Below are 24,065 nucleotides of genomic sequence, written 5' to 3'. Positions count from 1 at the left end.
TGGACTGCCAGCCAGTGGCATATTGGCCGACCAACACTTGTAATTCGCTCCCGGAAAAATCATGTTGAGCTACCGACACGGCTATCATGCCGGCAATTTTGCCGATGTACTGAAACACATCATCCTGGTTGAGCTGCTCGACTATCTGACCCTCAAGGAAAAACCCTTTGACTATGTCGACAGTCACGCCGGGGCTGGCTGGCATAAACTCAACTCCGAGCAGGCCAATAAAACATTGGAATATACCGCCGGCATAGGCCGCCTGAACGCTGATGATTTTCCTGAGCTACAACAATATTTCTCTCTGCTCTACCCGGACGGAAAGGCTACCGGCAAGCCACAGAGGCTGTCCCGCTACCCGGGTTCTCCCGCCATTGCAAAACATTATCTGCGCCATAGAGATCGAGGCTGGTTATTCGAAATTCATCCGACAGATTATGCGGCACTGCATAAACTGATGGCTGGGGACACGCAAATGCGGACCTTTGGAGAGGATGGGCTACAGGGCATGATGGGCCGGCTGCCGCCCCCCTCGAAACGCGGACTGGTGCTGATTGATCCCTCCTACGAAATCAAATCGGATTATCAACGGGTTACGGAACAGCTGATCAAGGCCTACCATAAATTCGCCACTGGCATTTATGCGCTCTGGTACCCGGTGGTAGACCGGGATCGTATCAACCGCCTGGAGCGCCAGCTGATCGGCGCAGGAATCAAGCGAATGCAACTTTTTGAGCTTGGCCTGCAATCCGATACCACAGAGCGGGGCATGACATCGGCGGGCATGATCGTTATCAACCCCCCCTGGACACTGTTCGACAAGATGCAACCGTTGCTGCCAAAACTGGCGGAAAAACTGGCACCAGAAACCGGCGTTTATCGACTTGAAGTATTGGCTGGGGAGGACACTGCGTCGCCTCGCCCGAGACAGCGTCGCAACACCAGGTAGCCAATGACACCGGACATGATCGACCCGGCAAGGATGCCCAGACGCTCATCAAAAATCAGTTTGATATCGGTGCCCTCGAAAGCCAGAGAACTGATAAACAGACTCATGGTAAAACCAATGCCACAGAGTGCCGCAACACCGTAAAGACCGCCCCAGGACATGTCTTGAGGCAGCTTGGCCGCACCCAGCTTGACGGCAATCCAGCAACTGCCGAACACACCGACTTGTTTGCCGATGAATAGTCCCAGCGCAATGCCCATCGGAACCGGGTGGAAAACCTGCGTCGCACCGAGACCGGAAAAACTGATACCGGCATTGGCAAACGCAAATACCGGCAATACAAAGAAAGCTACCAGCGCCTGCAGGTCATGCTCCATGATTTTAAGCGGAGAAACACCCGGATTGTCGGTTCGGAGGGGAATGAACATGGCCATGATCACCCCCGCCAGGGTGGCGTGGACACCGGACTTCAGCATGGCAAGCCACATAATCGTACCCACTGCGATATAGAGGCTTTTGGACTCGACGTTGTAGCGATTCAATAGCGCCAGTACCGGCAAACAGCTGCAGACCAGCAACAAAGCCGCAGGGGAAATATTCGATGTGTAAAAGATGGCGATAATGATAATTGCCCCGATATCATCAAAAACCGCCAGGGAAGTAAGGAAAACTTTCAGAGAGACCGGGACCCTGGAACCCAACAACGACAGAACCCCCAGCGCAAAGGCAATATCGGTGGCAGCCGGAATGGCCCAACCCTGACGGGCAAGACCGTCGCCACTATTGAAGCTCAGATAAATCATCGCCGGAACCAGCATACCGCCCAGTGCCCCCACCCCTGGCAGAATGATTTTTCGCTTCTCGGACAACTCCCCCTCAATCAGCTCGCGTTTTAGTTCGAGCCCCACAAGGAAAAAGAACACAGCCATTAACCCGTCGTTGATCCACATCAGCAGTGGCTTGGCCACCACAAATTCGCCGATCATCACCGCTACCGGGGTATCCAGCAGCAGTCCATAGTAGGCCCGCAGGGGCGAGTTGGCACAGATCAACGCAGCGATGGCAGCCAGCATCATCACAATGCCGCCCGCCGACTCGAGCCTGAAAAACCGGCTGATATAGGATTCGAGTTGGTTCTTCATAACAGTCTTTTTTGGCCTGCTCTTTTGGCCTGCAACCCCATCAATCCGGACGGAGAAACAGCCTCTGCAAATTTAGAAACCGTGTCGCTTTTGACCCATCCTGGCAGACAATCCGCCTTATACAATCAACCGCCTATTCACCGCGATGTCGGCATGGGTTGCTGGGATACATATATCAACTGGTCAGTATCAAAACCCAGTTCTCCAGCTCGTTCTTCAAACCGCTGAATCAACTTCTCATCCACCGTAGGGGTGCGGGCCAGCAACCATAAATAGGAATGGTTGAAACCCGACACAAACGCGTACTGATACTGTTCGTGATCGAGACCAAATACTGCGTAGGTGCTGAAAAATGGGCCAAAAAAGGAGACTTTCAGGTGGCCAGTATGGTCATCCCCGACAAAATAGGCACGGCCTTCGGCAGATTTCCACTCCGCCTTCTCTTCGGAAAAACCCTGATTGATGACGCGTATACCACCATCCTCACGCCGGCTGTATTCTGCGGTTACCCGGCTTAAGCCTCGCTCAAACGAATGATCCAATCGTGCAATTTCGTACCAGGTGCCGAGATACGCATCGGCGTCAAAATTGCTGACCGACTCCACGCCGTCGGGCGTGCCGAGGCACCCCGCCAGCATAAAGGGAAAAAACAGAAAACAAGTGAATCTGCGGAGTATTTTCATCACCTCCTAACCACCTGATATATAGCCGCCGACTCAGTCATGGCACTCGTTGATCCAGACACCCACGTCCAGCACTGAAGACGCCGCCCCGGAGAATGTACCGGAAACAGGTGGTACAGATTCAGGCAACCGTGCCACAGCAACTGCGATATGGTCAGCGCCGACCAGTTGACCAATGGTCGGATCAAAACCTACCCAACCAGCACCTGGTACGTAAATTTCCGCCCAGGCGTGAGTGGCGCCGAAATTATCGATGGTCGGCGGGGCATGCAGGTAACCACTGACAAAACGGGCTGCGAGTCCAAGATGACGGGCCGCTGACATGAACAGTTGCGCAAAATCACGGCAGGAACCGGCCTTTAGAGCGATGGTTTGCTCGGCGGATTGCACCCCCGGCTCCTCCCGTATCCGATATGTGAAGGTCTCATAAATATGAGAGCAAATTTGCTGCATCAGGGTATAGGTTTGAATAGCGGCTCCCGGTTGCCAGATGGCGCTAATCCAGTCAGTCAGCCACTTGTCTGACTCGATGGGCGGGTCAGACATATACGGCTGCAATAATATCTGGTCATCCTCTTCGTACACAAACGGGTAATCCACCGCCTGTTGCTCCACCACAAAATCCAGAGGATCCTCATTGTATTGTTGAATAATGATATCACTGAGGATCGATAGTTGACTGGCCGGGTGACTGAAACTGGCTATCGCTACCGAATTTCCCTCAACATCGTGCCGCCAGCGCAGGGTAGGCTTAGGGGTAATCGTCAGTGTGGAGGACTCGATGTGTAGCGTGTGCCCTTCTCTCGGCCGCAATCGCAAGTAGTGTGTACCAAGGATCACTGATCCGGAAAAGTTATAGTAGGTGTTGTGGGTAATTCTGAATCGACGCATGGGTCGTTATTTCCTAGAGTAAACCTGTTGCATAGACACAGCTGTCCTCCTGGGCAACCTGTTTGTTTAATTTGGGCCACCCTCACCAGCCTTCGCAATCTGTCTAACAAACCTGCAGTACGACTTTAGATCCTACCTAGGACTCCTCTTCACAGCATGTGCCATCTGATTGACGAGAGCAACCTCCTTTTGATGCCCGGAAAATACGGCAGAGGTCAAAAAAACCCCGGTATAGCCCGGGATTTCAGGCGTCACTGGTAAACTACATCCCCGTACATCGGCGCCAACCGCTTGAGCAAATCATTGCGGACCCCAATAGGTATATCCTCCTCCTGCATTGCGTAGATCAACAATTGCACCAAACGATCAAAATCAGCCTGCGTGATATTCAATCCTCTGTGGGTAGCCTTCATGCCCTCGCCACCATACTCGCAGGGGCCATCAGCCACATCACAGAGATGCTCGGTCAATCCCACACGGAACAATGCGATATCGGCATCCTGGAAATGCCTGACAATTTGTTCATCCTTTGCCATCCGCTCCAGCAGATTATCCACGACGGCTTCCAGGCCAGGTTCACCACCCAGACCCTCATATACAGTAGCGGGCTGACTGGCACAGGCACTGAGCAGCAATATTAAAAGGATGGCTGAAACAAGCGACCACACCCGTCTCCTTAAAGCGCAGATCATAGGGCTCCCTCAACGGACAGATACCAGCCCTTCTGATTATCAAAACCCGCAATGCTGTCAAGATCGGCATAGGCCAATACCACAGAGAGGTTTTTATTAACAAACCAGCCGATAAAAAAATCCTGCCAATCGTCTTCACCGGCAAAATCGAGCTCATCGGGTTTTTCTCTATAATCCATGCCGACGGCCAGATTATCGGTTAACAGCACCGCGACGGAGGCTTCCTTCATATAGCGGTATCGATTGTTGCGCTCGCTACCGAACCCCAGCAACCCACCCTGATTGGCCTTGGTGGCACGCACTGTGCCGTTGACCAGCACATTTCGCCCCCAGAGCGCATCAAAAAAGACCTTGGTAGCGGCGATATAGTAATCAACACCACTGTCGTCTCTGGCACCTACCGCGGAGGGCAGTGAGAAGTCATCGACATCCTTGTACTGAACTCCGACGCTGATCTGAGGCATGGTGGTGTAGAGCAACTCTCCGGCAACCTTGTATTTAAGGCCGATAATATCCTGTTGAAGATCTCCGCCGAGGCTGTCCAGCTTGAGGCGCTGGCGGGCAAAAGACAGCTCCACCCGATTGTCATAACTCACGGATGCGCCGATCACCTTGAGCGTAAAATCATCCACAAATACACCGGTAGCCATCCCGGTAACCGCCCATTCGTCACTACTGCCATAGCCATTGATAACCGCCCATGGCACGACGCCACCGCCGGCACTGCCCTCAATGTTGGATGCGCCTCCGGTTGCCACTATGCGGCTATCTGCATGAGCAAAACCACAGACCATGGCCAGGAATAAGGGAAGGAAAACGATTCGAATGAAGGGGTCAACGCTGTTTTTTATCATTATTTCAAGTTTGCGGCGACACGCCACCCTGTTGATTGAATTCCACATACCAGTGGTAAAAATCTCTGGCTGCCAAGGGCCTAGAGTACACATAACCCTGCACCAAATCACACCCCTGCTGCCGAAGAACATCAATCGTCTGCCGCTCCTCAACACCTTCCGCTGTCACGCTGAAGCCCAGACTGTGGGTCAGGGCGATACTGGTTTCAACAATCATCGCATCATGGGTGTTGGTCAGCATGTCCTTGATAAAACTGCGGTCTATTTTGACTTCATTCACCGGCAACATTTTCAGATAGGCCAGAGAGGAATGCCCGGTACCAAAGTCATCGATGGCAATGGATAAACCGAGATCCCGGAATTTCTGCAGTACACTCACCGCGGTCATCGGATCTCTCATCACAGCACCCTCGGTGACCTCAATAGCCAGCAGATCGGGGGCCAACCCTCTCGTCTCAAGCATCTCAGCAATCTGGCCCGGCAAGGACTCATTGACCAGATCATGAGCAGACAGGTTCACCGCCAGCTTTAATCCTACCAATCCTTCGTCCTGCCAGAGCACCAGTTGGTCCATAGCCTGGCGCAGAACCCATTGGCTGATCAGATCAATATTGCCCGTATGTTCTGCCAGCAGAATAAACTCATCGGGGCGAATCGGGCCAAGCTCGGGGTGATCCCAGCGAATGAGTGCTTCCGCGCCGCTACAGCGGTTGTTCTGAATGTCGACTTTCGGCTGGAAAACCAGATGAAACTGCCCCTGCTCCAGCCCGCGCTCCAGTTGATTGATAATAGTCAGTTCACGCTGGTATTTTTCATCCTCTCCGGAGCGATAGGCGACAATTCGGGTATCGCTCAAACAGGCCTGCATCAGGGCAATTTCAATGCGCCGCAACAGAACACCAACCTTACCTCCATGCTCCGTCAGGGATAACATACCGGCACGGATTTTTATCGAAATATTGGAATCCTGAATACTGAAGGGTGCCTCCAGTTGATCAATGGCGTCGGAGAGTACCGTTTCAGTTATGCCATTGTTATACAGTAGCAGGAAGGCGTCGCCATCCAGTCTCGCCAGGAAATCCGGGGCCGGTGTTATTGTCTCCAGTCGCCGCGCAAACATCACCAGCAGGGAGTCTGCATTGGCAAAACCGATCATGTCATTGATATGTCGGAAGTGTTTGAGATCCAACAGCACCAACGTGCCCGACAGACTGTCACCGGCATCCTGGAGTGTGCGCTTGGCGGCAAAGCGGTTGGCAAGCCCGGTCAGGCTGTCATGGGTGGATTGATAGATCAGGTCCCTCTCACGAGCCTCGATGTTATCGCGCATCACTGTCAGGGTATCTGCCAATACGGCGAGCTCCGCAGGAGCACCTTTAATTGGTGGGGGATTTTGACCCTGGCCAATCAAGCGGGCAAATTCCACCAGGGTATGGACCGGGCGGGTGAGACTGCCGGACAACCAGGCCGCCACCAGCAACGACAACGCCAGTGTGCCGGCGAAAATCGACAGCATGCTGTTGCGCAAGTGTTCGTAATTTTGCTCCCACTTCAGGTTTGAAAGATGCAATACCACCCACTGGTCGGCAGACTTGTCATCCAGTTCCAGCGCATAAGACAGATAATGGGCCGGAAAACCTTCAGCCGCTTCCCGCGATAGCTCAGGTAGTCTGTTTAACTGCGAGAGAAGAGCGGATTGAGAGGTTGAATCGAAGGTGGACTGGATCGCAAACTGGCCATTACTGTCCTTGTTAATAAAGCTGACTTCGACACCGGTAATGGCCTTGGCCTGCTGCGCCACCTGTCTATCCATCACAAAGCCCATACCGACCCAGGCGATGAGAGTTGGCGCTTTAACAGGCTGCATCACAAACTGATAACTGGCGTTGTCAAAGCTGAGAATTCTAGCCGCACCGCCATCATTCATGCTGTCAGTCAATTCCGATAGGGCGTCGATATCGGCTTTATCCAAATCGGCAATACTGGAACTGATCAGCTTGCCGTCGGGAGACAGCAGTATCGCCGCATCTGCACCGATACGACTGCCATGATTCTCCAGTACGGACAAAATGGTGTCGCTCTCACCCGTGGCAATCGCACGCTTGAAACCAAAATCGGCGCTGAGCACTGACAGGGAGTTGTTCAGTTGCAGAGAACGATTGGCGAGCACCTCGCGAAAGACATTGATACCGACATCCAGCGTTCGCTGCTGCTGCAACATTTGCTGCCGGTGAGCGGCATCCAATACAAACACTGCGGTGGCCAGCTGTACCAGCATCAGCACCAGTACAAATGCTACGACCAGCCGGATTCGGTAACTGTTGGGCATTTGTTTGCCAACCTTTGTCTAGAGTCCGCCAAAACCGGCCGGAGGTGCCGAGGGTTTTTGCTGGCGATCAATATCTACCTGATACTTGAGAACACGGTTTTCTGCAGGCAGTGTCAACGCCGTTTCGAGTAATTCACCGTTTTGCCAGGGATGCCAGACCCTGAGGCGGTAGTTGCCCGCAGGCAGACCCGTGAACGAGGCTTGACCTTCCGAGTCCGTTACCCTGGCATGGGGGCTGTCGGAAACGTAAATAAAAGCCTGCATATAATCGTGAATATTACAACCCAGCGCGACTATTCCGGGCTTGTCGAACAATACCGGCTCCTGAGGTGTTCCCACATACAGCTTCAATTCAAAGGGTTTCGGTTCAGAAAACGAATAGACGTGGTGGCGGGTGCGATCAAGATTGGGGAAATTCACGCGCGTCCCCTTGGGCACCGTCAGCACAAAAGGAATAAACGTGCGATCCTGTTGACTCATTTCCTTCTGACCGCTACTGGATACTGCCGCATCAGCATTCAGAGGCAACAATTCCACAACAGCATCTTCCACCGCCAACGCATCCGGTGCAACTATCGACAACTTCAAATCGATGGCACTGGCAAAGCAGGGCATCATCACCAGAGTGAGCAGTATCCACCCGGCGCTCTTTGACATCGCTTTTTTCTTTTTCTGCGAGCTGGTTTTTTGCAATTAAATGTACTCCGATACGGGCAGGCAGGCACAAACCAGATTCCGGTCCCCGTAGACATTATCAATTCTGCCTACCGGCGACCAGTATTTACTTTCCCTGAGAACGGCCAGCGGATAGGCCGCCTGTTCACGAGAGTAACTTTTGACCCACCGGTCTACAACCAGTTCATCCGCCGTATGAGGCGCACCGCACAGCGGGTTGTCATCTACCGGGTATTCGCCCCGCTCCACTGCGGCGATCTCCTCGCGAATCTGCAACAGTGCATCACAAAGCCGGTCCAGCTCTTCCCTGGATTCACTCTCTGTTGGCTCAATCATCAGGGTGCCCGGCACCGGGAAGGACATGGTCGGCGCATGAAAGCCGTAGTCAATCAACCGCTTGGCGACATCATCAACCGTAATCCCGGAGGTCTCCTTGATACCCCTTAAGTCGATAATACATTCGTGAGCTACCCTACCATTGCTGCCGGTATAGAGGATCGGGTAACCGTCTTGCAGGCGCCCGGCCACATAGTTGGCATTGAGGATCGCCACCTCCGTGGCCTGCTTCAAACCCGCAGCTCCCATCATTTTGATATACATCCAGGTAATCGGCAGGATACTGGCACTCCCCCATGGCGCAGAGGACACAGCACCCACTGCTGGACGCTGTTCAAACGCATCATGGCCCGGCAGAAATGCCGCCAGGTGTTGCTTGACCGCCACCGGGCCCACACCGGGTCCACCACCGCCGTGGGGAATGCAGAAAGTTTTATGCAGATTTAGGTGTGAGACATCCCCGCCGAACTGACCGGGCTGACACAGCCCGACCATGGCGTTGAGGTTGGCGCCGTCGATATATACCTGCCCGCCATGCTGGTGAACAATCCCGCAGATATCGGTGATTCCCTCCTCGAACACCCCGTGGGTCGAGGGGTACGTCACCATAATAGCCGCCAGCTGATTGCTGTATTGGGCGGCTTTATCACGCAACTCGTCGAGATCCACATTGCCCCGTTCGTCACAACCCACCACTACCACGCGCATACCACACATCTGGGCAGAGGCCGGATTGGTACCGTGGGCGGAGCTCGGAATCAGACAGATATTGCGATGACCGTCGCCCCGGCTACGGTGATAAGCGCGAATCGCCAGCAACCCGGCGTACTCGCCCTGCGAACCGGCATTGGGCTGAAGTGACACAGCATCATAGCCGGTGGCAGCACAGAGCATGGCCTCCACTTCGCCAATCATTTTACGATAGCCAGCGGTCTGATCCGCCGGTGCGAAGGGGTGGATCCCGGCAAACTCCGGCCAGCTGACCGGAATCATCTCGGCGGTGGCATTCAACTTCATGGTACAGGAGCCCAATGGAATCATCGCCCGGTCCAGCGCAATATCCTTGTCGGCCAGCTTGCGCAGATAACGGAGCATTTCCGTTTCCGAGTGGTAGCGATTGAAAACCGGGTGGGTGAGCACTGGCTCCGTTCGCAGCAACCCCTCCGGCAAGCCGCTGTCTGAAGTCGACTCCAGGTCAGCCACTGTTAACTCACTGTGGGCATCAAACAACTGCCAGAGGGTCTCCACGTCGGTCGCCGTGGTGGTCTCGTCCAGCGATATACCCAGGTGTTGTTGATCGATCACCCGCAGGTTGATTCCCCGTGCCTGCGCTTTGCGGTGAATCTCAGCGGTCTCTGACCCACTGGCAATCGTGAGCGTGTCAAAAAAGTGGTGATTGATAATGGTGAAACCCAACCGGGTCAGGCCGGCTGCCAGAATCGACGTCAGGCAATGAACCCGTTCCGCGATACGCCGCAATCCTTCCGGGCCGTGGTAAACCGCATACATGCTGGCCATCACGGCCAACAGTACCTGAGCAGTACATATATTGCTGGTAGCTTTCTCACGACGAATATGCTGCTCCCGGGTTTGCAGGGCCAGGCGAAAGGCCGGTTTGCCGCGACTGTCCACTGACACACCAACCAAACGGCCCGGCAGAGAGCGTTTGAAGGTATCACGGGTTGCCATGTACGCGGCATGGGGACCACCAAAGCCGAGTGGCACACCGAAGCGCTGGGTGGAACCAATCGCCACATCAGCACCCAACCGGGCCGGGCTTTGCAACAGCATCAAGCTGAGGATATCTGCCGCCACCACCACCAGCGCCCTGTTTTGGTGAGCGGTTTCAATCACACCGGAAAAATCCTCAACACTGCCATCAGCACCGGGATATTGCAGCAGCATGCCAAAACATTCCTGGTTGGCAATCTCCTGTGGATTGCCGATCACCACATCGATATCCAGGGGCTCAGCACGCGTACGCACCACCTCAATCGTCTGTGGCAGGCACTGACGATCCACAAAAAATACCTGACTTTTTGATTTGGCCATGCGCCGACACAGGGTCATCGCCTCAGCGGCGGCCGTCCCTTCGTCGAGCAACGAAGCACTCGCCAGATCCATACCCGTCAGATCCGTAATCAGGGTCTGGAAATTCAACATGGCTTCCAGGCGTCCCTGTGAGATTTCCGGCTGGTAGGGGGTATAGGCCGTATACCAAGCTGGATTTTCCAGCACATTGCGCAGAATCACATTGGGGGTGAAACAGCCGTAGTAACCCTGACCAATAAAAGACCGAAAAACCCGGTTTTCGGCAGCGATGGTCCGCAGCTCAGCCAGGGCCTGCTGTTCCGTGCAGGCGTCAGCGAGTGCCAGTGGCTCGGTGGAACGAATTTTTTCCGGTATGACAGCCGCTATAAAAGAGGCTATATCGGTATAGCCGAGGGCTTTCAGCATCGCCTGCTGATCCTCGCCGGAAGGGCCAATGTGTCGACGGATAAATTCATTATTGCTAGCAAGCTCTGCCAATGACTTCATGGGGTTCTTTCTCTGTTCGGACGTTGATAGGCAAATTGAATGGGATACCTTCACTGTATTGACAGGCATCCCGGGATTTCGGCGCTACTGTTTGCGTCAGTCTGCGGCACTTTCCACGTGACTGATCGCGTTACTGGCCACGCTTACTATCCACGATAGTAACGCTGGGGGACAAATGGCATTTTTGTCACGCTGACCGGGCGGGGTTTATCGCGCACCACTGCGTACAACTGGGTACCTGAAGCCGCAAAGGCCGACGAGACATACCCCATCGCCAGCGGCGCTTCCAGGGTCGGCCCGAAGCCACCACTGGTGACCACCCCGACCTTTTCCCCCGCCTCGTCAACCAGCACAGTCCCTTCCCGCACCGGGGCGCGACCATCGATCTGTAAACCTACTCGGCGCCGGATGGCCCCCTGCTGTATTTCGTTAAAAATCACCTCGGCACCGGGGAACCCGCCCGCCTTTTGCCCATCCGGGCGACGGGACTTGCTGATACTCCACAGCAGTCCAGCCTGTACCGGCGTGGTCGTGGTATCCAGGTCGTGACCGTAGAGGCATAGTCCGGCCTCCAACCGCAGCGAGTCTCGGGCACCCAGTCCGATGGGCTGGACCTGATCAAACGACAGCAGCGTTCTGGCCAGTGCATCCGCAGCATCTGCGGGGACAGAAATTTCAAAACCGTCCTCTCCGGTATAACCGGAGCGGGTAACAAAGCAATCGGCCCCGGCGAGAGTAGCCCGGCAACCACTCATAAAGACCAACTCACACAGTTCCGGGGCCAGCTTTGCCATCACATCGGCGGCAGTCGGTCCCTGCAGGGCCAACAATGCACGGTCCTCCAGATAGTCGATCTCGAAACCGGACAGAGCATCTTCCAGATAGGCCAGATCCTGCTCCTTACAGGCGGCATTCACCACCAGAAAGAAGCGATCCTCTGCCCAGCGGGCAATCATCAGATCATCGAGAATACCGCCCTGCTCATTGGTAAATAGCGCATAGGTTTGCCGATTGATAGCCAGCTGCTCCAGATCTACAGGCACCAGTTTCTCCAACGCAGCGGCCACACCGACACCGCTGATCACCACCTGCCCCATATGGGAAACATCAAAAAGGCCGGCCTGGGCGCGGGTATGGAGATGTTCGGCCATAATACCCCCCGGGTACTGGACCGGCATGTCATAACCGGCAAAGGGTACCATCCGGGCACCCAATTCCTGGTGCAGGGTTTTAAGCGGTGTCGCTTTCAAGTCTGGGCTTTGTTCAGTCGTCATAGATTCCACCGGTAAATGGAGCGTTTCAAAAAGCCATGTTATCGGCCTGCAAAAAATTGGTAAAATTAATAGTTAAAATTGTTTCATTTCATTTGTTAATGTAGGCGCGATGAAAAACCTGCCAACAGACCTGCTCCGCACCTTTGTCACCGTTACAGAACTGGGTGGCTTTACTGCTGCGGCAGACTGGCTCGGGCGCTCCCAGCCCGCTGTCAGCCTTCAGATTAAGCGGCTGGAGCAATTACTGGGGCAGACCCTGCTGGTCCGTAGCGGACACCAGCTGGAATTAAGCCGGGCAGGCCAGCTGATGTTTCGCTACGCACGACAGATACTGACACTGAATGACGAGGCGGTCGCCCAGTTCACCAAGCATTCCGTGAGTGGCAAGATTCACTTTGGCATCCCCAGTGAGTTCGCCACCACACTGTTACCAAAAATTGTCGGACGCTTTACCCAGGCCTACCCGAATGTCACGCTGGAGGTCACCTGCGCACTCAGCAAACAGTTGCTCTCCGAACCGGAGCGTCGCCGCTACGACCTGATCCTCGCCCTGCACGACGACCCGGTGATGGCCGGCCACAACCTGGTCAAGGAGGACGAGCTGGTCTGGGTCACCGGCACCGACCACGATGCCCACCTACAAATACCACTGCCGTTAATTGTGGCACCAGAAGGTTGTATTTATCGCAAACGTGGCATTGAGCGGCTTCGGGAAAACCATCGCGACTGGCGGGTGGTTTACACAATTCCCGATTTAACCGGCATCCAGTCTGCTATCAACGAGGGGCTGGGGGTTACTGTATTGGCGAGAAGCACAGTGCCGGAGAACCTCCGGGTTCTGAAGCCCACAGAAAAACTGCCCAGACTGGGCAAAGTCGGCATCAGTCTGATTGAACAAAGCAGTGAATCCGGTGAGGCGATCACCCGGCTGATGGATTTCGTCAAAGCCTCGCTTTAAACCGGGCCGCACCAAGCTGCCTAGATAAGGAATACCACCATGAAAAACAATATCGTTTTGATCGGGATGCCCGGGGCCGGAAAAAGCACGGTCGGTCTGCTTCTGGCCAAGAAACTGGGCAAGAACTTTGTCGATACCGATATTTTACTGCAGATTCGCGAGGGCAAAACACTGCAACAACTGATGGACGAGAAAGGCTATCTGTACCTGAGGGACTGCGAGGCCTCAGCGTTACAGACAATTGATGGGCACAATCTGGTGGTCGCCACCGGGGGCAGTGCCGTCTATAGCAAGGCAGGCATGTCACACCTGCAACAAAACGGCATCATTGTCTATCTTGAAACACCCCTGCAGACACTGCGCCAGCGCATCCACGATTATGAAATGCGGGGCATTGCACGCCGCCCTGAGCAAAGCTTTGCTGCACTTTATACGGAGCGGGACACGCTCTATCGAGAATACGCAGATGCCACCATTCACTGTGCGGATGCGAGCCCTGAACAGGTTGTCAGCATGGTTTGTTCCGCTGTCACTGGCCTGTCCAGAACTCCCCGATAAAGCGCTGGGCAAAAAAAGCCGGGGATAACCCCGGCAATGGCCGTTCCCGTTTCGGCACTTTCAATCATCAATAATGTTGGCTAACCACATTTTGAATCACCGCAGTTCAGACAAGTCATACAGCCGTCCATCAGGATGACTGCTTTGGTCATACACTTATGGCAGAGCTGGGCACTTTCGGGAAAGGGATTGCTCTGCTTCCCTTCGGGGGCAGTGTAACTACTGGCCGCGTCGTACTCGGCACGCTTCTCCGCCAGAATCGCCATCTGATGCTCTCCCAGATTGGGCGCCTGCATCATGCCGATTTTGGTCAGATGGGACTCAATCGCTTCGCCAATCTCGGCCACCAGTGATGGCATGAATTTTCCACCGCGCTTGAAGTAACCGCCCTGCGGATCAAAGACGGCTTTCAACTCCTCCGCCAGGAAAGTGCAGTCCCCCCCCTTGCGAAATACTGCAGAAATGACCCGGGTCAGCGCCACCACCCACTGGAACTGATCCATATTTTTTGAGTTGATGAAAATCTCGAAGGGACGGCGCTGCTCATGATCGGTGCCCTGATTCAATATGATGTCATTGATGGTGATATAGAGCGCATGATCGGACAGCGGTGTCTTTACCTTGTAGGTACTACCGTGCAGCTCTTCGGGCCGGCTGAGGTTTTCGTGCATCTGCACGATAGCCCGCTCCAGTTCTGCAGCCGCAGTCTTTGCTTCGGGAATGACCTCATCGTTGGAAGGTGTCACCACCTTGTAGTCAACGATTTTTTTATCAATTTTTACACTCATGTCTATGCTTCCGATCAGAATTTGCCGTAGTAGCCTTCTTTCAAGGCATCGAAGAGGTTGGCGGCACTGTGGGTTTCACCGTCGTACTCCACTTCCTCATTGCCCTTCAGCTCCACCGTGGAACCATCCTCCAGCGTAAAGCGGTAAGTGGTGTTTTCCAGATCTTTCTCTTTTACCAGCACGCCCTGGAAGGCTTCGGGATTAAAGCGGAACGTGGTACAGCCTTTGAGTCCATTTTCGTAGGCGTACAGATAGATATCCTTGAAATCCTCAAAGTCACAATCCGTCGGCACGTTGATGGTTTTGGAAATGGACGAATCCACCCACTTCTGGGCGGCCGCCTGCACGTCCACATGCTGACGGGGTTTGACGTCTTCACTGGAGAGAAAATAATCGGGCAGTTTCTCTCCCTCCTTGTCGCTGAAAGGCAGGGCCCTGGCATTGATCAATTCCCGGTAGGACAGTAACTCGTAGGAAAAAACATCCACTTTTTCCTTGGATTTTTTGCCTTCACGTATCACATTGCGGGAGTAGTGATGGGCAAAACTGGGTTCAATACCGTTGCTGGCATTATTGGCCAATGACAGTGAAATGGTGCCGGTGGGCGCAATGGATGAGTGATGAGTAAAACGGCACCCGACCGTGGCAATTTCTTCCACCAGACCGGGATCAACCTCCGCCACTTTCTGCATATAGCGACTGTAACGGGCCTGCAACACCTTGCCCTTGAGCTTGTCGCCGATGACAATGCCATCCTGCACCATGTCGGGGCGCAGGCGCAGCATCTCAGCGGTCACTTCAAATTCTTCATCCATAATCGGAGCCGGGCCTTTTTCCTTGGCCAACTCAAGTCCGGTACGCCAGCCAGCCAGCGCCATTTCACGGGAGACCTGCTCAGTCAGCACCAGCGACTCTTCACTGCCATAGGGCACCCGCAGCATGGTCATGGTGGAGCCGAGACCGAGGAAGCCCATACCGTGGCGACGCTTCCTAACAATTTCATCGCGCTGTCCTTCCAGGGGCAGGCCGTTGATTTCCACCACATTATCGAGCATCCGGGTAAACACGGAGACCACTTCGCGATAATTGTCCCAGTCGAAACGGGCTTTTTCAGTGAACGGATCCAGGACAAACCGGGTTAGGTTGATCGACCCCAATAGACAGCTGCCATAGGGCGGCAGAGGCTGTTCACCGCAGGGGTTGGTGGCCCGGATATTTTCACAGTACCAGTTATTGTTCTGCCGATTCACCTTGTCGATAAGGATGAATCCGGGCTCCGCATAATCGTAAGTGGAACTCATAATCACGTTCCACATATGCCGGGCCTTGACCGTGCGATAAATGCGACAGGCCACCAACCCTTCCTCATTGACAATGTAACCTTCTGTGGTGGGAAACTCCTTCCACAGCAAAGTATCATCGGCGAGATCGACCGTGCCCTGCTCAACCTCTTTATGGGACACCGGGAAGCTCAGGGACCAGTCGCCGTCACTTTTGACCGCCTCCATAAATTCTTCGGTGATCAGCAATGACAGGTTGAACTGCCGCAAACGGCCATCCTCCCGCTTGGCACGAATAAAATCCACCACGTCCGGGTGACTTACATCGAAGGTGGCCATTTGTGCACCGCGACGACCACCAGCAGAGGACACGGTGAAGCACATCTTGTCAAAGATATCCATAAAGGACAGCGGCCCGGAGGTGTAGGCACCCGCACCTGACACATAGGCTCCCCTGGGGCGCAGGGTGGAGAACTCATAACCGATACCGCAACCGGCTTTCAGTGTCAGACCCGCCTCCAGATTTTTCTCCAGAATGCCCTGCATGGAATCCTGCACGGTACCGGAGACTGTACAGTTAATGGTGGACGTTGCCGGTTTATGGGCCAATGCGCCCGCATTGGAAATAATCCGGCCAGCGGGTATCGCACCATTGCGCAAAGCCCACAGAAAGCGTTCGTACCAGTGCTCCTGTTTGCCCGGCTCCTCCACCTCAGACAGCGCTTTGGCAACTCGACTGTAGGTGGCATCAATCGTCGCATCTACCGGATTACCACTCTTATCCTTGAGGCGATATTTCTTGTCCCAGATATCCTGGGAGGCAGTCTGAAGTCTGATTTCGATGGCATGGGGCTCATCTGCAGTTTTAAGCGCTTCTATTGACATGAGAATGCTGTTTCCTTGTTACAAATGTGGCTGTGAGCGGCTTTTAACCGTCTTTTCGTGCGGGGCACTGCGAAGAAATCCCCCTGATTTTGCTGGCAGAATGGCAGTTGAAGCATACTATTCAGGTGACCAGCGATGATCCTTGTCTGTCGATGAGTATACAATATCTAGTGGCTGTTTCCAGATATAACACTACAGATAGTATTTCGTGACGAAAACCGCCTCAATGAGCCGGTCCTGAAAGCGGTTACTTCCCCCCTGCGCCCCGACAGGCAAAGGCTGTCGCAAAACGGCACTTATCAAAAAACAGGTCTACCAGACAGGTCGACAGCCAGTCCTATGACCAGATGCCTGCCATCCGGTCGAAAAAAGTCGCAACTGTCATCACATTGCCGTTTCTTGGCAAAGCAAACCTGTTCACTCATAATGTGTCCCTCATCCAAAAATTCATTCCCATCAAAAGGAATCCCCATGAATATTTCAGAGAACGCCGTCGTGCTTTTTCACTACATCCTCACTGACGAGAACGGCGTTCAGCTTGATTCGTCCACCGATACAACACCCCTGGCTTACGTGCACGGCCATAAAAATATCATTCCCGGTCTCGAGAAGGCGATGGAAGGCAAAACCGAAGGCGATACCATGAAAGTGACCGTTCCCGCTGCCGACGCCTATGGCGAATACCAGGATCACCTGGTACAGGAGGTTCCCCGCAAGGCATTCCAGGGAGTGGAAGACATGCAGACCGGGATGCGTTTCGAGGCACAAACTGAATCGGGCCCGGTCTCGGTCGTGGTCAGGGATTTCACCGAAGAAACCGTGACAGTTGACGGCAACCACCCGCTGGCGGGAAAGGATCTGACCTTTGATGTAAATATCCAGACCGTCCGGGAAGCTACAGAAGAAGAACTGGCCCACGGCCATGTGCATGGGCCGGAGGGCCACCAACACTGAGCATGTCCGTCGTGCACTAGCAACGTGTTACATCAAAAAAGGCCAGCCGGAACAGGCTGGCCTTTTTTATTCTTTTACTATCATTCTCCTGATCAAGCCTGACGGCGGCCGGACCGCTCAATCGGCCAGTTCGCCCCAGAGATCGTACTCATCCGACTCTTCAATGGTGACATTGATCAGATCACCGGGCTGCAAGGTCTGTTCGCCATTGAGAAACACGTTACCGTCAATTTCCGGCGCATCGGCGCTGGAGCGGCCAATAGCGCCCTCCGCGTCGACCTCATCAATCAGTACCTCGATGGTGCGGCCCACTTTTCGCTGCAGGCGCTCGGCGCTGATGGCCTGCTGGGTTTCCATGAATCGCTCCCAGCGTTCCTGCTTCACCTCTTCCGGCACGGCACCGGGCAAGGCATTGGCGGGCGCCCCATCCACCGCTTCGTATTTGAAACAGCCAACCCGGTCCAGTTGAGCTTCTTTCAACCAATCCAGCAGGTAAGCAAACTGTTGTTCAGTTTCACCGGGAAAACCCACAATAAAAGTACTTCGCAGAGACAGATCCGGACACTGATCCCGCCAGCGGTGGATACGCTCCAGTACTTTCTCCTCATTGGCCGGGCGCTTCATCGCCTTCAGTACATCGGGGTGGGCGTGCTGAAAAGGGATATCCAGATAGGGCAGAATCCGTCCCTCGGACATCAGCGGAATCAGGTTATCCACATGGGGGTAGGGATATACATAATGCAGACGAATCCAGACGCCCAGCTCACCCAATGCCTCACAGAGCTGTTGCATATGGGTTTTTATTGGCTTGCCCTGCCAGAACCCGGTGCGAAATTTTATGTCCACACCATAGGCACTGGTATCCTGAGAAATCACCAGTAATTCTCTGGTACCGGCATTCACCAACCGTTCTGCCTCATCCATCACCTCGCCAATCGGACGGCTCACCAGGTCTCCCCGCAGCGAGGGAATAATGCAGAAACTGCAACGATGATTACACCCTTCGGAAATTTTCAGGTAGGAATAGTGGCGCGGCGTCAGTTTAATACCCTGCTTCGGCACCAGGTCCACATAGGGATTGTGATCCTTAGGGGGTGGCACATGCTGGTGGACAGCGCCCACCACCGCTTCGTATTGATGGGGGCCCGATACGGCCAGCACGTCAGGATGCACTTTGCGGATAGCCTGCTCGTCGCCGCCCATACAACCAGTGACAATAACCCGGCCATTTTCCGCCATGGCCTCGCCGATAGCATCCAGCGACTCCTGCTTGGCGCTATCGAGAAACCCGCAGGTATTGACTACCACCACATCGGCATTCTGGTAACTGGCAGAGACCTGGTAGCCCTCCAGTCGCAGCTGTGTGAGGATACGCTCGGAATCCACCAGCGCCTTGGGACAACCTAATGAAATAAATCCAACTTTGCCTGACACAATACCTGACCCGCTCGTTGGCCCGACCAGCTCGAAAAGAGAGGGTCGAGCAGAAGAAAGGCGCGGATTTTACAGCATATCCGGGGCCGCTGCCCAACAAACAACCCACCGTCGAAAACAGCGGCCGACCCTTATTGAGCGGTCCAGCCTCCGTCCACCGGCAGGCTGGCACCGGTAATGGTGGCCGCTGCATCTGAGCAGAGGAAAACCGCCAGGTCGCCCAGGGCCGAAGGCTGAGTCGCCTTGGGCACCGGTTGCTTGGCGATAATGGTGCGGCGCTTGCCCTCTTCAAAGCTCACGCCGTCGCGATCTGCCGTGGCCTGGAACTGCGCCGCCACCAGTTCGGTATCCACCCAACCCGGGCAAATGGCATTTACAGTGACACCCTTGTCTGCATTTTCCAGCGCCACCACCTTGGTGAGGCCGACAATACCGTGCTTGGCGGCCACATAGGCGGCCTTTTGCAGGGAAGCCACCAGGCCGTGCACCGAAGCGATATTGATGATGCGTCCCCAGCCGCGCTGCTGCATACCGGGCACCAGCAGACGGGTGGTATGAAACGCGGAGCTCAGATTGATGGCGAGAATCGCATCCCACTTCGCCACCGGGAAATCTTCCACCGAGGCAGTGTGCTGGATACCGGCATTATTGATGAGAACATCCACCTGCCCGAACTTCTCCAGCGAGGCCGTCACCAGTGCTTCATTGCCCTCGGCCGAGGAAATGTCTGCATCGCTGAACAGGCACTGAATGCCGTAGCGTGATTCGAATTCTTCCGCCAGGGATTGTCCCTGGGCGGGGTCCATCAGGCCGTGCAGCACGATATTGGCGCCGGCATTGGCCAGCCGATCGGCCATGGCATAGCCGATGCCACTGGTGGAGCCGGTCACCAGTGCGGTTTTTCCTTTCAACATACAGTCACCTCGCAAACGATGGATGGATGCCAGACCGACGGGGTAGAAAGCAGACTGGCAACGGGATTGGGCATTTCTGCCAACTATGGGAACACGCAGTCTAAGTGATTCCCGACCAATACAAAAATGTCGCATGGAAAGCGCACACATAAAAAAACCCGCAGTTGCGGGCTTTTTGATTGCCTGGCTATTCAGCCACTATTTAAACACCACTGAAAAAGTCACCGGTACGGCCAGAGAGATATTATCCAGACCCGCCAGACTACGTAGCTTTTCAATCCCCGGAGCCATTTTGTAGCGAGTCAAATCAATAAATCCCGGCGCCACCGTGGCGACACCCAGCGCTCCGCCATTCAGTCGCGTCACCTGGGTCTGGAAGCTTATGGGCACCGTGTGTCCACTCATCGCCAGCTCGCCCTTCAGTTCAACCTCACGCTGCTCACCGGGCTTCAGGGACTTCAACCCCTTGAGATCAATATCTGCTGTAAAACTGGCGGTTTTGAACGCTTCCGTATTGAACAGATATTTGCGCATGCGCTCATCGCGAATCTCTATACCGCTGTCAATACTGTCCAATGTGATCTCAATACTCGCCTTTCCGCTGGCATCATTGATGGTTCCACTCACCCTTTCAAACGCAAACAACTCGGCAAGACGGTCATTTTTTACGCTGGTGATATTCAGTGTCGAACGGCTGCTATCCATTTCCAGTGCATTGAGCCCACTGGCAAGCAGTATCAATACCGTTGTACACAAAAGATTTTTCATTACCTAGCACTCCTTATTAATGTACTCGATTTATTAGACAGTATACTCCTGAAGAATTGTCCCTGGCCTCAAAAGGAAATGACAGACCCGACGAGTCTCCGGGCATAAAAAAGGCTCCCGGACGGGAGCCTTTTTCGATCGTACCGGGGTAATCAGAACTGTATTTCCGGCACGTGGTCGGGAACCACCATTTCACCGGCGGTCTTCTCCACGATCTCCTCCACGGAAACACCCGGGGCGCGCTCCACCAAGTGGAACTTGCCGTCGTGAATTTCCACGTAGGCCAGATCGGTCAGCACCTGGGTAATACAACCGGCGCCGGTTAGGGGCAAGTTGCACTGTGGCAGTAATTTCGAATTACCGTATTTATCGGCGTGAGTCATCATCACCACGATATTGTCAGCGCCGGCCACCAGGTCCATCGCGCCACCCATGCCCTTGATCAACTTGCCGGGGATCATCCAGGAAGCAATATTGCCGTGGACATCCACCTCAAAGGCACCCAGTACGGTCAGATCCACTTTGCCGCCCCGGATCATGGCAAAGGACTCGGCCGATGAGAAAATGGAGGCGCCCTTGGCCGTGGTCACCAGCTGTTTGCCGGCGTTGATCAGATCCGGGTCAACCTGATCTTCAGTGGGGAAAGGACCCATGCCCAGCAGACCGTTTTCGGACTGCAGCATAACATCCATGCCTTCCGGCACGTGGTTGGCCACCAGGGTGGGTATACCAATGCCGAGGTTTACGTAGTATCCGTCTTCCAGTTCGCGGGCAACACGGATAGCCATTTGATCACGAGAAAGTGCCATGATTGTCTCTCCTTTTAGCCTTCGCGGACGGTGCGTTTTTCAATACGTTTCTCGAACGTGCCCTGAATCAGACGATCCACATAAATACCCGGGGTATGAATGTACATCGGGTCCAGTTCGCCCGGTTCGACGATTTCTTCCACTTCCATCACGCAGATTTTGCCCGCGGTGGCCGCCATGGGATTGAAGTTCATGGCGGTGTTGCGATAAATCGCATTGCCGTACCGGTCGGCTTTCCACGCTTTGACTATCGAAAAATCGCCCGGAATGGACTCTTCCAGAATATACTTGCGACCGTTGAACTCACGCACATCCTTGCCTTTGCCGATATCCGTGCCATAACCGGTAGCTGTGTAGAAGGCCGGGATACCCGCACCGGCGGCACGCATTTTTTCCGCCAGGGTGCCTTGGGGGGTAAGCTCCACTTCCAGCTGACCGGAGAGCAGCTGTTCTTCGAACAGCTTGTTTTCACCGACGTAAGAAGACACCATTTTCTTGATCTGTCGATCTTCCAGCAAAACACCCAGACCAAAACCATCGATACCACAGTTGTTGGAAATAATGGTGAGCTCTTTGGTACCCATCTTCTTGATTTGATTGATCAGGTTTTCGGGGATACCACAAATGCCAAAACCGCCTGCGATCACAGTCATGCCATCTTCCAGACCCGCCATCGCTTCTTCGTAGGTGTTAACCACCTTATCGAAACCCGCCATGAACAAAACTCCTCAATGATTATTATTTACCGTGGCGACCCCAGTTTGAGGTGCGCAAAACGGCCCCTAGCATCCTATAGCGAAATATATTTATCAAGCGTAAAATTTTAATCAACTGATTAAAGGAATTTATATAAGAGTGCCATGGATATCACCATAAAACAGCTCAAGGCGTTTGTCACCGTTGCCCAAACCCGCAACTTCGCCGAAGCTGGCGAACGATTGCATCTCTCCCAGCCTGCACTCAGTATTTCCCTGAAAAACCTGGAAGAAGTGGTGGGCGGGAAACTGCTGGCTCGCACCACGCGCACCCTTTCACTGACCCCGGAAGGCGAATCCTTTCTGCCGGTGGCACAGCGTCTGCTGGCCGACTGGGACAATGCGCTGACCGACCTGCACAACCTGTTCGCCATGCGACGAGGCAAACTGAGCATCGCCAGCATGGCCTCTTTTTCGATCAGCAAGCTGCCAAAAGCCCTCCACTACTACCGCAGCAAGTTCCCGGATATCAATATCACGGTACAGGATGTGGTGGCAGAAGAGGTGGTGGATATGGTGCGCACAGGCCGCGTGGAGGTCGGTGTTACTTTTGACATGGAAGAGTCCGAAGATCTCCATTTTGAGCCGCTCTTTGAGGACAGTTTTTACGTGGTGATGCCGGAACAACATGCCCTGCTGGCGAAAGACGAAATTACCTGGACACAACTCCAGGAATTTCCCTTTGTGGCACTGCAACGTCCCTCGGCCATGCGTCAGATGATTGATGAGATTACCGCCAGCTGCGGCATAACCCTGACGGTGGAATTTGAAGCACACCAGCTCGCTTCCATTGGCTCCATGGTCGCCAACAAACTGGGCATCAGTGTCGTGCCATCACTGGCCATACAACAAATGCGGGCACTCGGTGCGGAGTGTCGACCACTCACCAGCCCTGTCGTCACCCGCCAAATCGGTATTCTGACAAGGCGTCGCTATCCGCTGTCCTCTGCCGCAATGGCTCTGGTGGAGACCCTGAAATCACAAATTACGGCACCCTGAAACCCTTCATACAGAGGTCTGCCACCTGACGCTCCGGACAATATCTGTTAGGGTGTCTACCTTCTTTTCACTACCCAAATTAATCACTATGAACAAGCAAAAACAATTCGACGCAGACATGAACCCCGATGAACTCTATCTTGAGGAAATCTTCACAGACCAGAAAATCGGCAGCATACGTCGGCTCAGTCCGGTCACCCGCAACGGTGACGCCGATGCAAGCCGCGAAGTACTCTATATGGGTTCTACCCAGGTAATGACACCCATGGGCGCCCTGCCCATCAATTTTGAGTTGCACGCCAACAGTATCGGTGAAGCCGCCGAAAAATTCGGCGAGGAAGCCGAGGTAGCCGTTGAGCGCACTGCTCGCGAGCTCGAGGAAATGCGTCGCGACCAGGCCTCCAAAATTGTTGTGCCCGGCCAGGGAGGCGGCGGTCCCGCCGGCAACCTCGGTGGAGGTATGGGTGGAGGTATGGGAGGCGGACTGGGCAGCTCGGGTATTATTACTTGAGCCCACGGGGTGACAGACTGCAAGGTACCGAACTGCAAGGTTCTGAACTGAAGGGTGTCGGGCCGAACAACAGCCCAGCGTCTGACCGC

General features: G+C 54.3%; 22 protein-coding genes. 6 read left to right on the top strand and 16 right to left on the bottom strand.

Features of this window, described 5'->3' with window-relative positions; all coding sequences use genetic code 11:
• Window positions 1–61: 61 nt before the first annotated feature.
• Window positions 62–949: a 23S rRNA (adenine(2030)-N(6))-methyltransferase RlmJ gene (gene rlmJ, locus AACZ64_RS11825; RefSeq protein WP_293615442.1), complete on the top strand. Its 888-nt coding sequence runs from the start codon at window positions 62–64 to the stop codon at window positions 947–949.
• Here rlmJ and nhaA read toward each other — a convergent pair.
• From nhaA to gcvT, 9 genes are all read right to left on the bottom strand, one after another.
• The gene (gene nhaA / locus AACZ64_RS11820; RefSeq protein ID WP_293615443.1) at window positions 877–2,091 is read right to left on the bottom strand and encodes a Na+/H+ antiporter NhaA; all 1,215 of its coding nucleotides are present in this window, start codon (window positions 2,089–2,091) and stop codon (window positions 877–879) included. The two genes, rlmJ and nhaA, sit on opposite strands and share 73 nt — an antisense overlap.
• A gap of 137 nt (window positions 2,092–2,228) precedes the next feature.
• Window positions 2,229–2,774: a lipocalin family protein gene (locus tag AACZ64_RS11815; RefSeq protein WP_293615491.1), complete on the bottom strand. Its 546-nt coding sequence runs from the start codon at window positions 2,772–2,774 to the stop codon at window positions 2,229–2,231.
• Window positions 2,775–2,807: 33 nt separating this feature from the next.
• A complete protein-coding gene (locus AACZ64_RS11810) occupies window positions 2,808–3,665 on the bottom strand; it encodes a transglutaminase family protein (protein WP_293615444.1) in 858 nt (285 codons plus the stop codon).
• A gap of 251 nt (window positions 3,666–3,916) precedes the next feature.
• Window positions 3,917–4,333 carry a group 1 truncated hemoglobin gene (locus AACZ64_RS11805; protein ID WP_293615445.1) on the bottom strand — a complete coding sequence of 139 codons (417 nt, stop codon included), beginning with the start codon at window positions 4,331–4,333 and terminating at the stop codon, window positions 3,917–3,919.
• Window positions 4,334–4,353: 20 nt separating this feature from the next.
• Entirely contained in the window at window positions 4,354–5,211 is an 858-nt protein-coding gene (locus AACZ64_RS11800) for a DUF3034 family protein (RefSeq protein ID WP_293615446.1), read from the bottom strand.
• 4 nt (window positions 5,212–5,215) lie between these two features.
• Complete coding sequence (locus tag AACZ64_RS11795) at window positions 5,216–7,540, bottom strand: EAL domain-containing protein (protein ID WP_293615447.1); 2,325 nt, start codon at window positions 7,538–7,540, stop codon at window positions 5,216–5,218.
• 18 nt (window positions 7,541–7,558) lie between these two features.
• Window positions 7,559–8,197, bottom strand: a complete 639-nt coding sequence (locus tag AACZ64_RS11790; RefSeq protein ID WP_293615448.1) for a hypothetical protein — start codon at window positions 8,195–8,197, stop codon at window positions 7,559–7,561.
• Window positions 8,198–8,233: 36 nt separating this feature from the next.
• Complete coding sequence (gene gcvP / locus AACZ64_RS11785; protein WP_293615449.1) at window positions 8,234–11,089, bottom strand: aminomethyl-transferring glycine dehydrogenase; 2,856 nt, start codon at window positions 11,087–11,089, stop codon at window positions 8,234–8,236.
• A 146-nt stretch (window positions 11,090–11,235) separates the two neighbouring features.
• Window positions 11,236–12,363, bottom strand: a complete 1,128-nt coding sequence (gene gcvT, locus AACZ64_RS11780) for a glycine cleavage system aminomethyltransferase GcvT (protein WP_339640166.1) — start codon at window positions 12,361–12,363, stop codon at window positions 11,236–11,238.
• Window positions 12,364–12,472: 109 nt separating this feature from the next.
• Between gcvT and AACZ64_RS11775 the strand changes: the two genes are divergently transcribed.
• Window positions 12,473–13,321 (top strand): LysR substrate-binding domain-containing protein, encoded by an 849-nt coding sequence (locus AACZ64_RS11775; RefSeq protein ID WP_036859584.1) that lies wholly within the window; start codon window positions 12,473–12,475, stop codon window positions 13,319–13,321.
• A gap of 39 nt (window positions 13,322–13,360) precedes the next feature.
• The gene (locus AACZ64_RS11770; RefSeq protein WP_339640164.1) at window positions 13,361–13,879 is read left to right on the top strand and encodes a shikimate kinase; all 519 of its coding nucleotides are present in this window, start codon (window positions 13,361–13,363) and stop codon (window positions 13,877–13,879) included.
• Window positions 13,880–13,959: 80 nt separating this feature from the next.
• Here AACZ64_RS11770 and AACZ64_RS11765 read toward each other — a convergent pair whose 3' ends face one another.
• Window positions 13,960–14,667, bottom strand: a complete 708-nt coding sequence (locus tag AACZ64_RS11765; protein WP_036859582.1) for an NrdJb — start codon at window positions 14,665–14,667, stop codon at window positions 13,960–13,962.
• Window positions 14,668–14,681: 14 nt separating this feature from the next.
• Complete coding sequence (locus tag AACZ64_RS11760; protein WP_293615452.1) at window positions 14,682–16,832, bottom strand: adenosylcobalamin-dependent ribonucleoside-diphosphate reductase; 2,151 nt, start codon at window positions 16,830–16,832, stop codon at window positions 14,682–14,684.
• A gap of 471 nt (window positions 16,833–17,303) precedes the next feature.
• On the opposite strand from AACZ64_RS11760, the gene slyD reads away from it, so the two are divergent.
• Entirely contained in the window at window positions 17,304–17,786 is a 483-nt protein-coding gene (gene slyD, locus AACZ64_RS11755; protein ID WP_293615453.1) for a peptidylprolyl isomerase, read from the top strand.
• Between the two features lie 117 nt (window positions 17,787–17,903).
• On the opposite strand, the gene rimO is transcribed toward slyD, so the two are convergent.
• From rimO to AACZ64_RS11730, 5 genes are all read right to left on the bottom strand, one after another.
• The gene (gene rimO, locus AACZ64_RS11750; protein ID WP_293615454.1) at window positions 17,904–19,220 is read right to left on the bottom strand and encodes a 30S ribosomal protein S12 methylthiotransferase RimO; all 1,317 of its coding nucleotides are present in this window, start codon (window positions 19,218–19,220) and stop codon (window positions 17,904–17,906) included.
• Between the two features lie 131 nt (window positions 19,221–19,351).
• On the bottom strand, window positions 19,352–20,134 hold the full coding sequence (locus AACZ64_RS11745; protein ID WP_293615455.1) for a 3-hydroxybutyrate dehydrogenase: 783 nt from the start codon (window positions 20,132–20,134) through the stop codon (window positions 19,352–19,354).
• 198 nt (window positions 20,135–20,332) lie between these two features.
• Window positions 20,333–20,902, bottom strand: a complete 570-nt coding sequence (locus AACZ64_RS11740; protein WP_293615456.1) for a YceI family protein — start codon at window positions 20,900–20,902, stop codon at window positions 20,333–20,335.
• Between the two features lie 152 nt (window positions 20,903–21,054).
• Window positions 21,055–21,711 carry a CoA transferase subunit B gene (locus AACZ64_RS11735; protein WP_339640160.1) on the bottom strand — a complete coding sequence of 219 codons (657 nt, stop codon included), beginning with the start codon at window positions 21,709–21,711 and terminating at the stop codon, window positions 21,055–21,057.
• Window positions 21,712–21,725: 14 nt separating this feature from the next.
• Window positions 21,726–22,427 (bottom strand): CoA transferase subunit A, encoded by a 702-nt coding sequence (locus tag AACZ64_RS11730; protein ID WP_339640158.1) that lies wholly within the window; start codon window positions 22,425–22,427, stop codon window positions 21,726–21,728.
• 144 nt (window positions 22,428–22,571) lie between these two features.
• Here AACZ64_RS11730 and AACZ64_RS11725 point away from each other — a divergent pair, with 144 nt between their 5' ends.
• Together AACZ64_RS11725 and AACZ64_RS11720 are read left to right on the top strand one after the other, a co-directional pair.
• Window positions 22,572–23,465: a LysR family transcriptional regulator gene (locus AACZ64_RS11725; protein WP_339640156.1), complete on the top strand. Its 894-nt coding sequence runs from the start codon at window positions 22,572–22,574 to the stop codon at window positions 23,463–23,465.
• An 88-nt stretch (window positions 23,466–23,553) separates the two neighbouring features.
• A complete protein-coding gene (locus tag AACZ64_RS11720) occupies window positions 23,554–23,976 on the top strand; it encodes a hypothetical protein (protein WP_339640155.1) in 423 nt (140 codons plus the stop codon).
• Window positions 23,977–24,065: the final 89 nt, after the last annotated feature.

The sequence above is a fragment of the uncultured Porticoccus sp. genome (assembly GCF_963975625.1).
Classification (GTDB): Bacteria; Pseudomonadota; Gammaproteobacteria; order Pseudomonadales; family Porticoccaceae; genus Porticoccus.
Note: the sequence above shows the minus strand (reverse complement) of the source record. Positions and strands in the feature narration are given on the sequence as shown.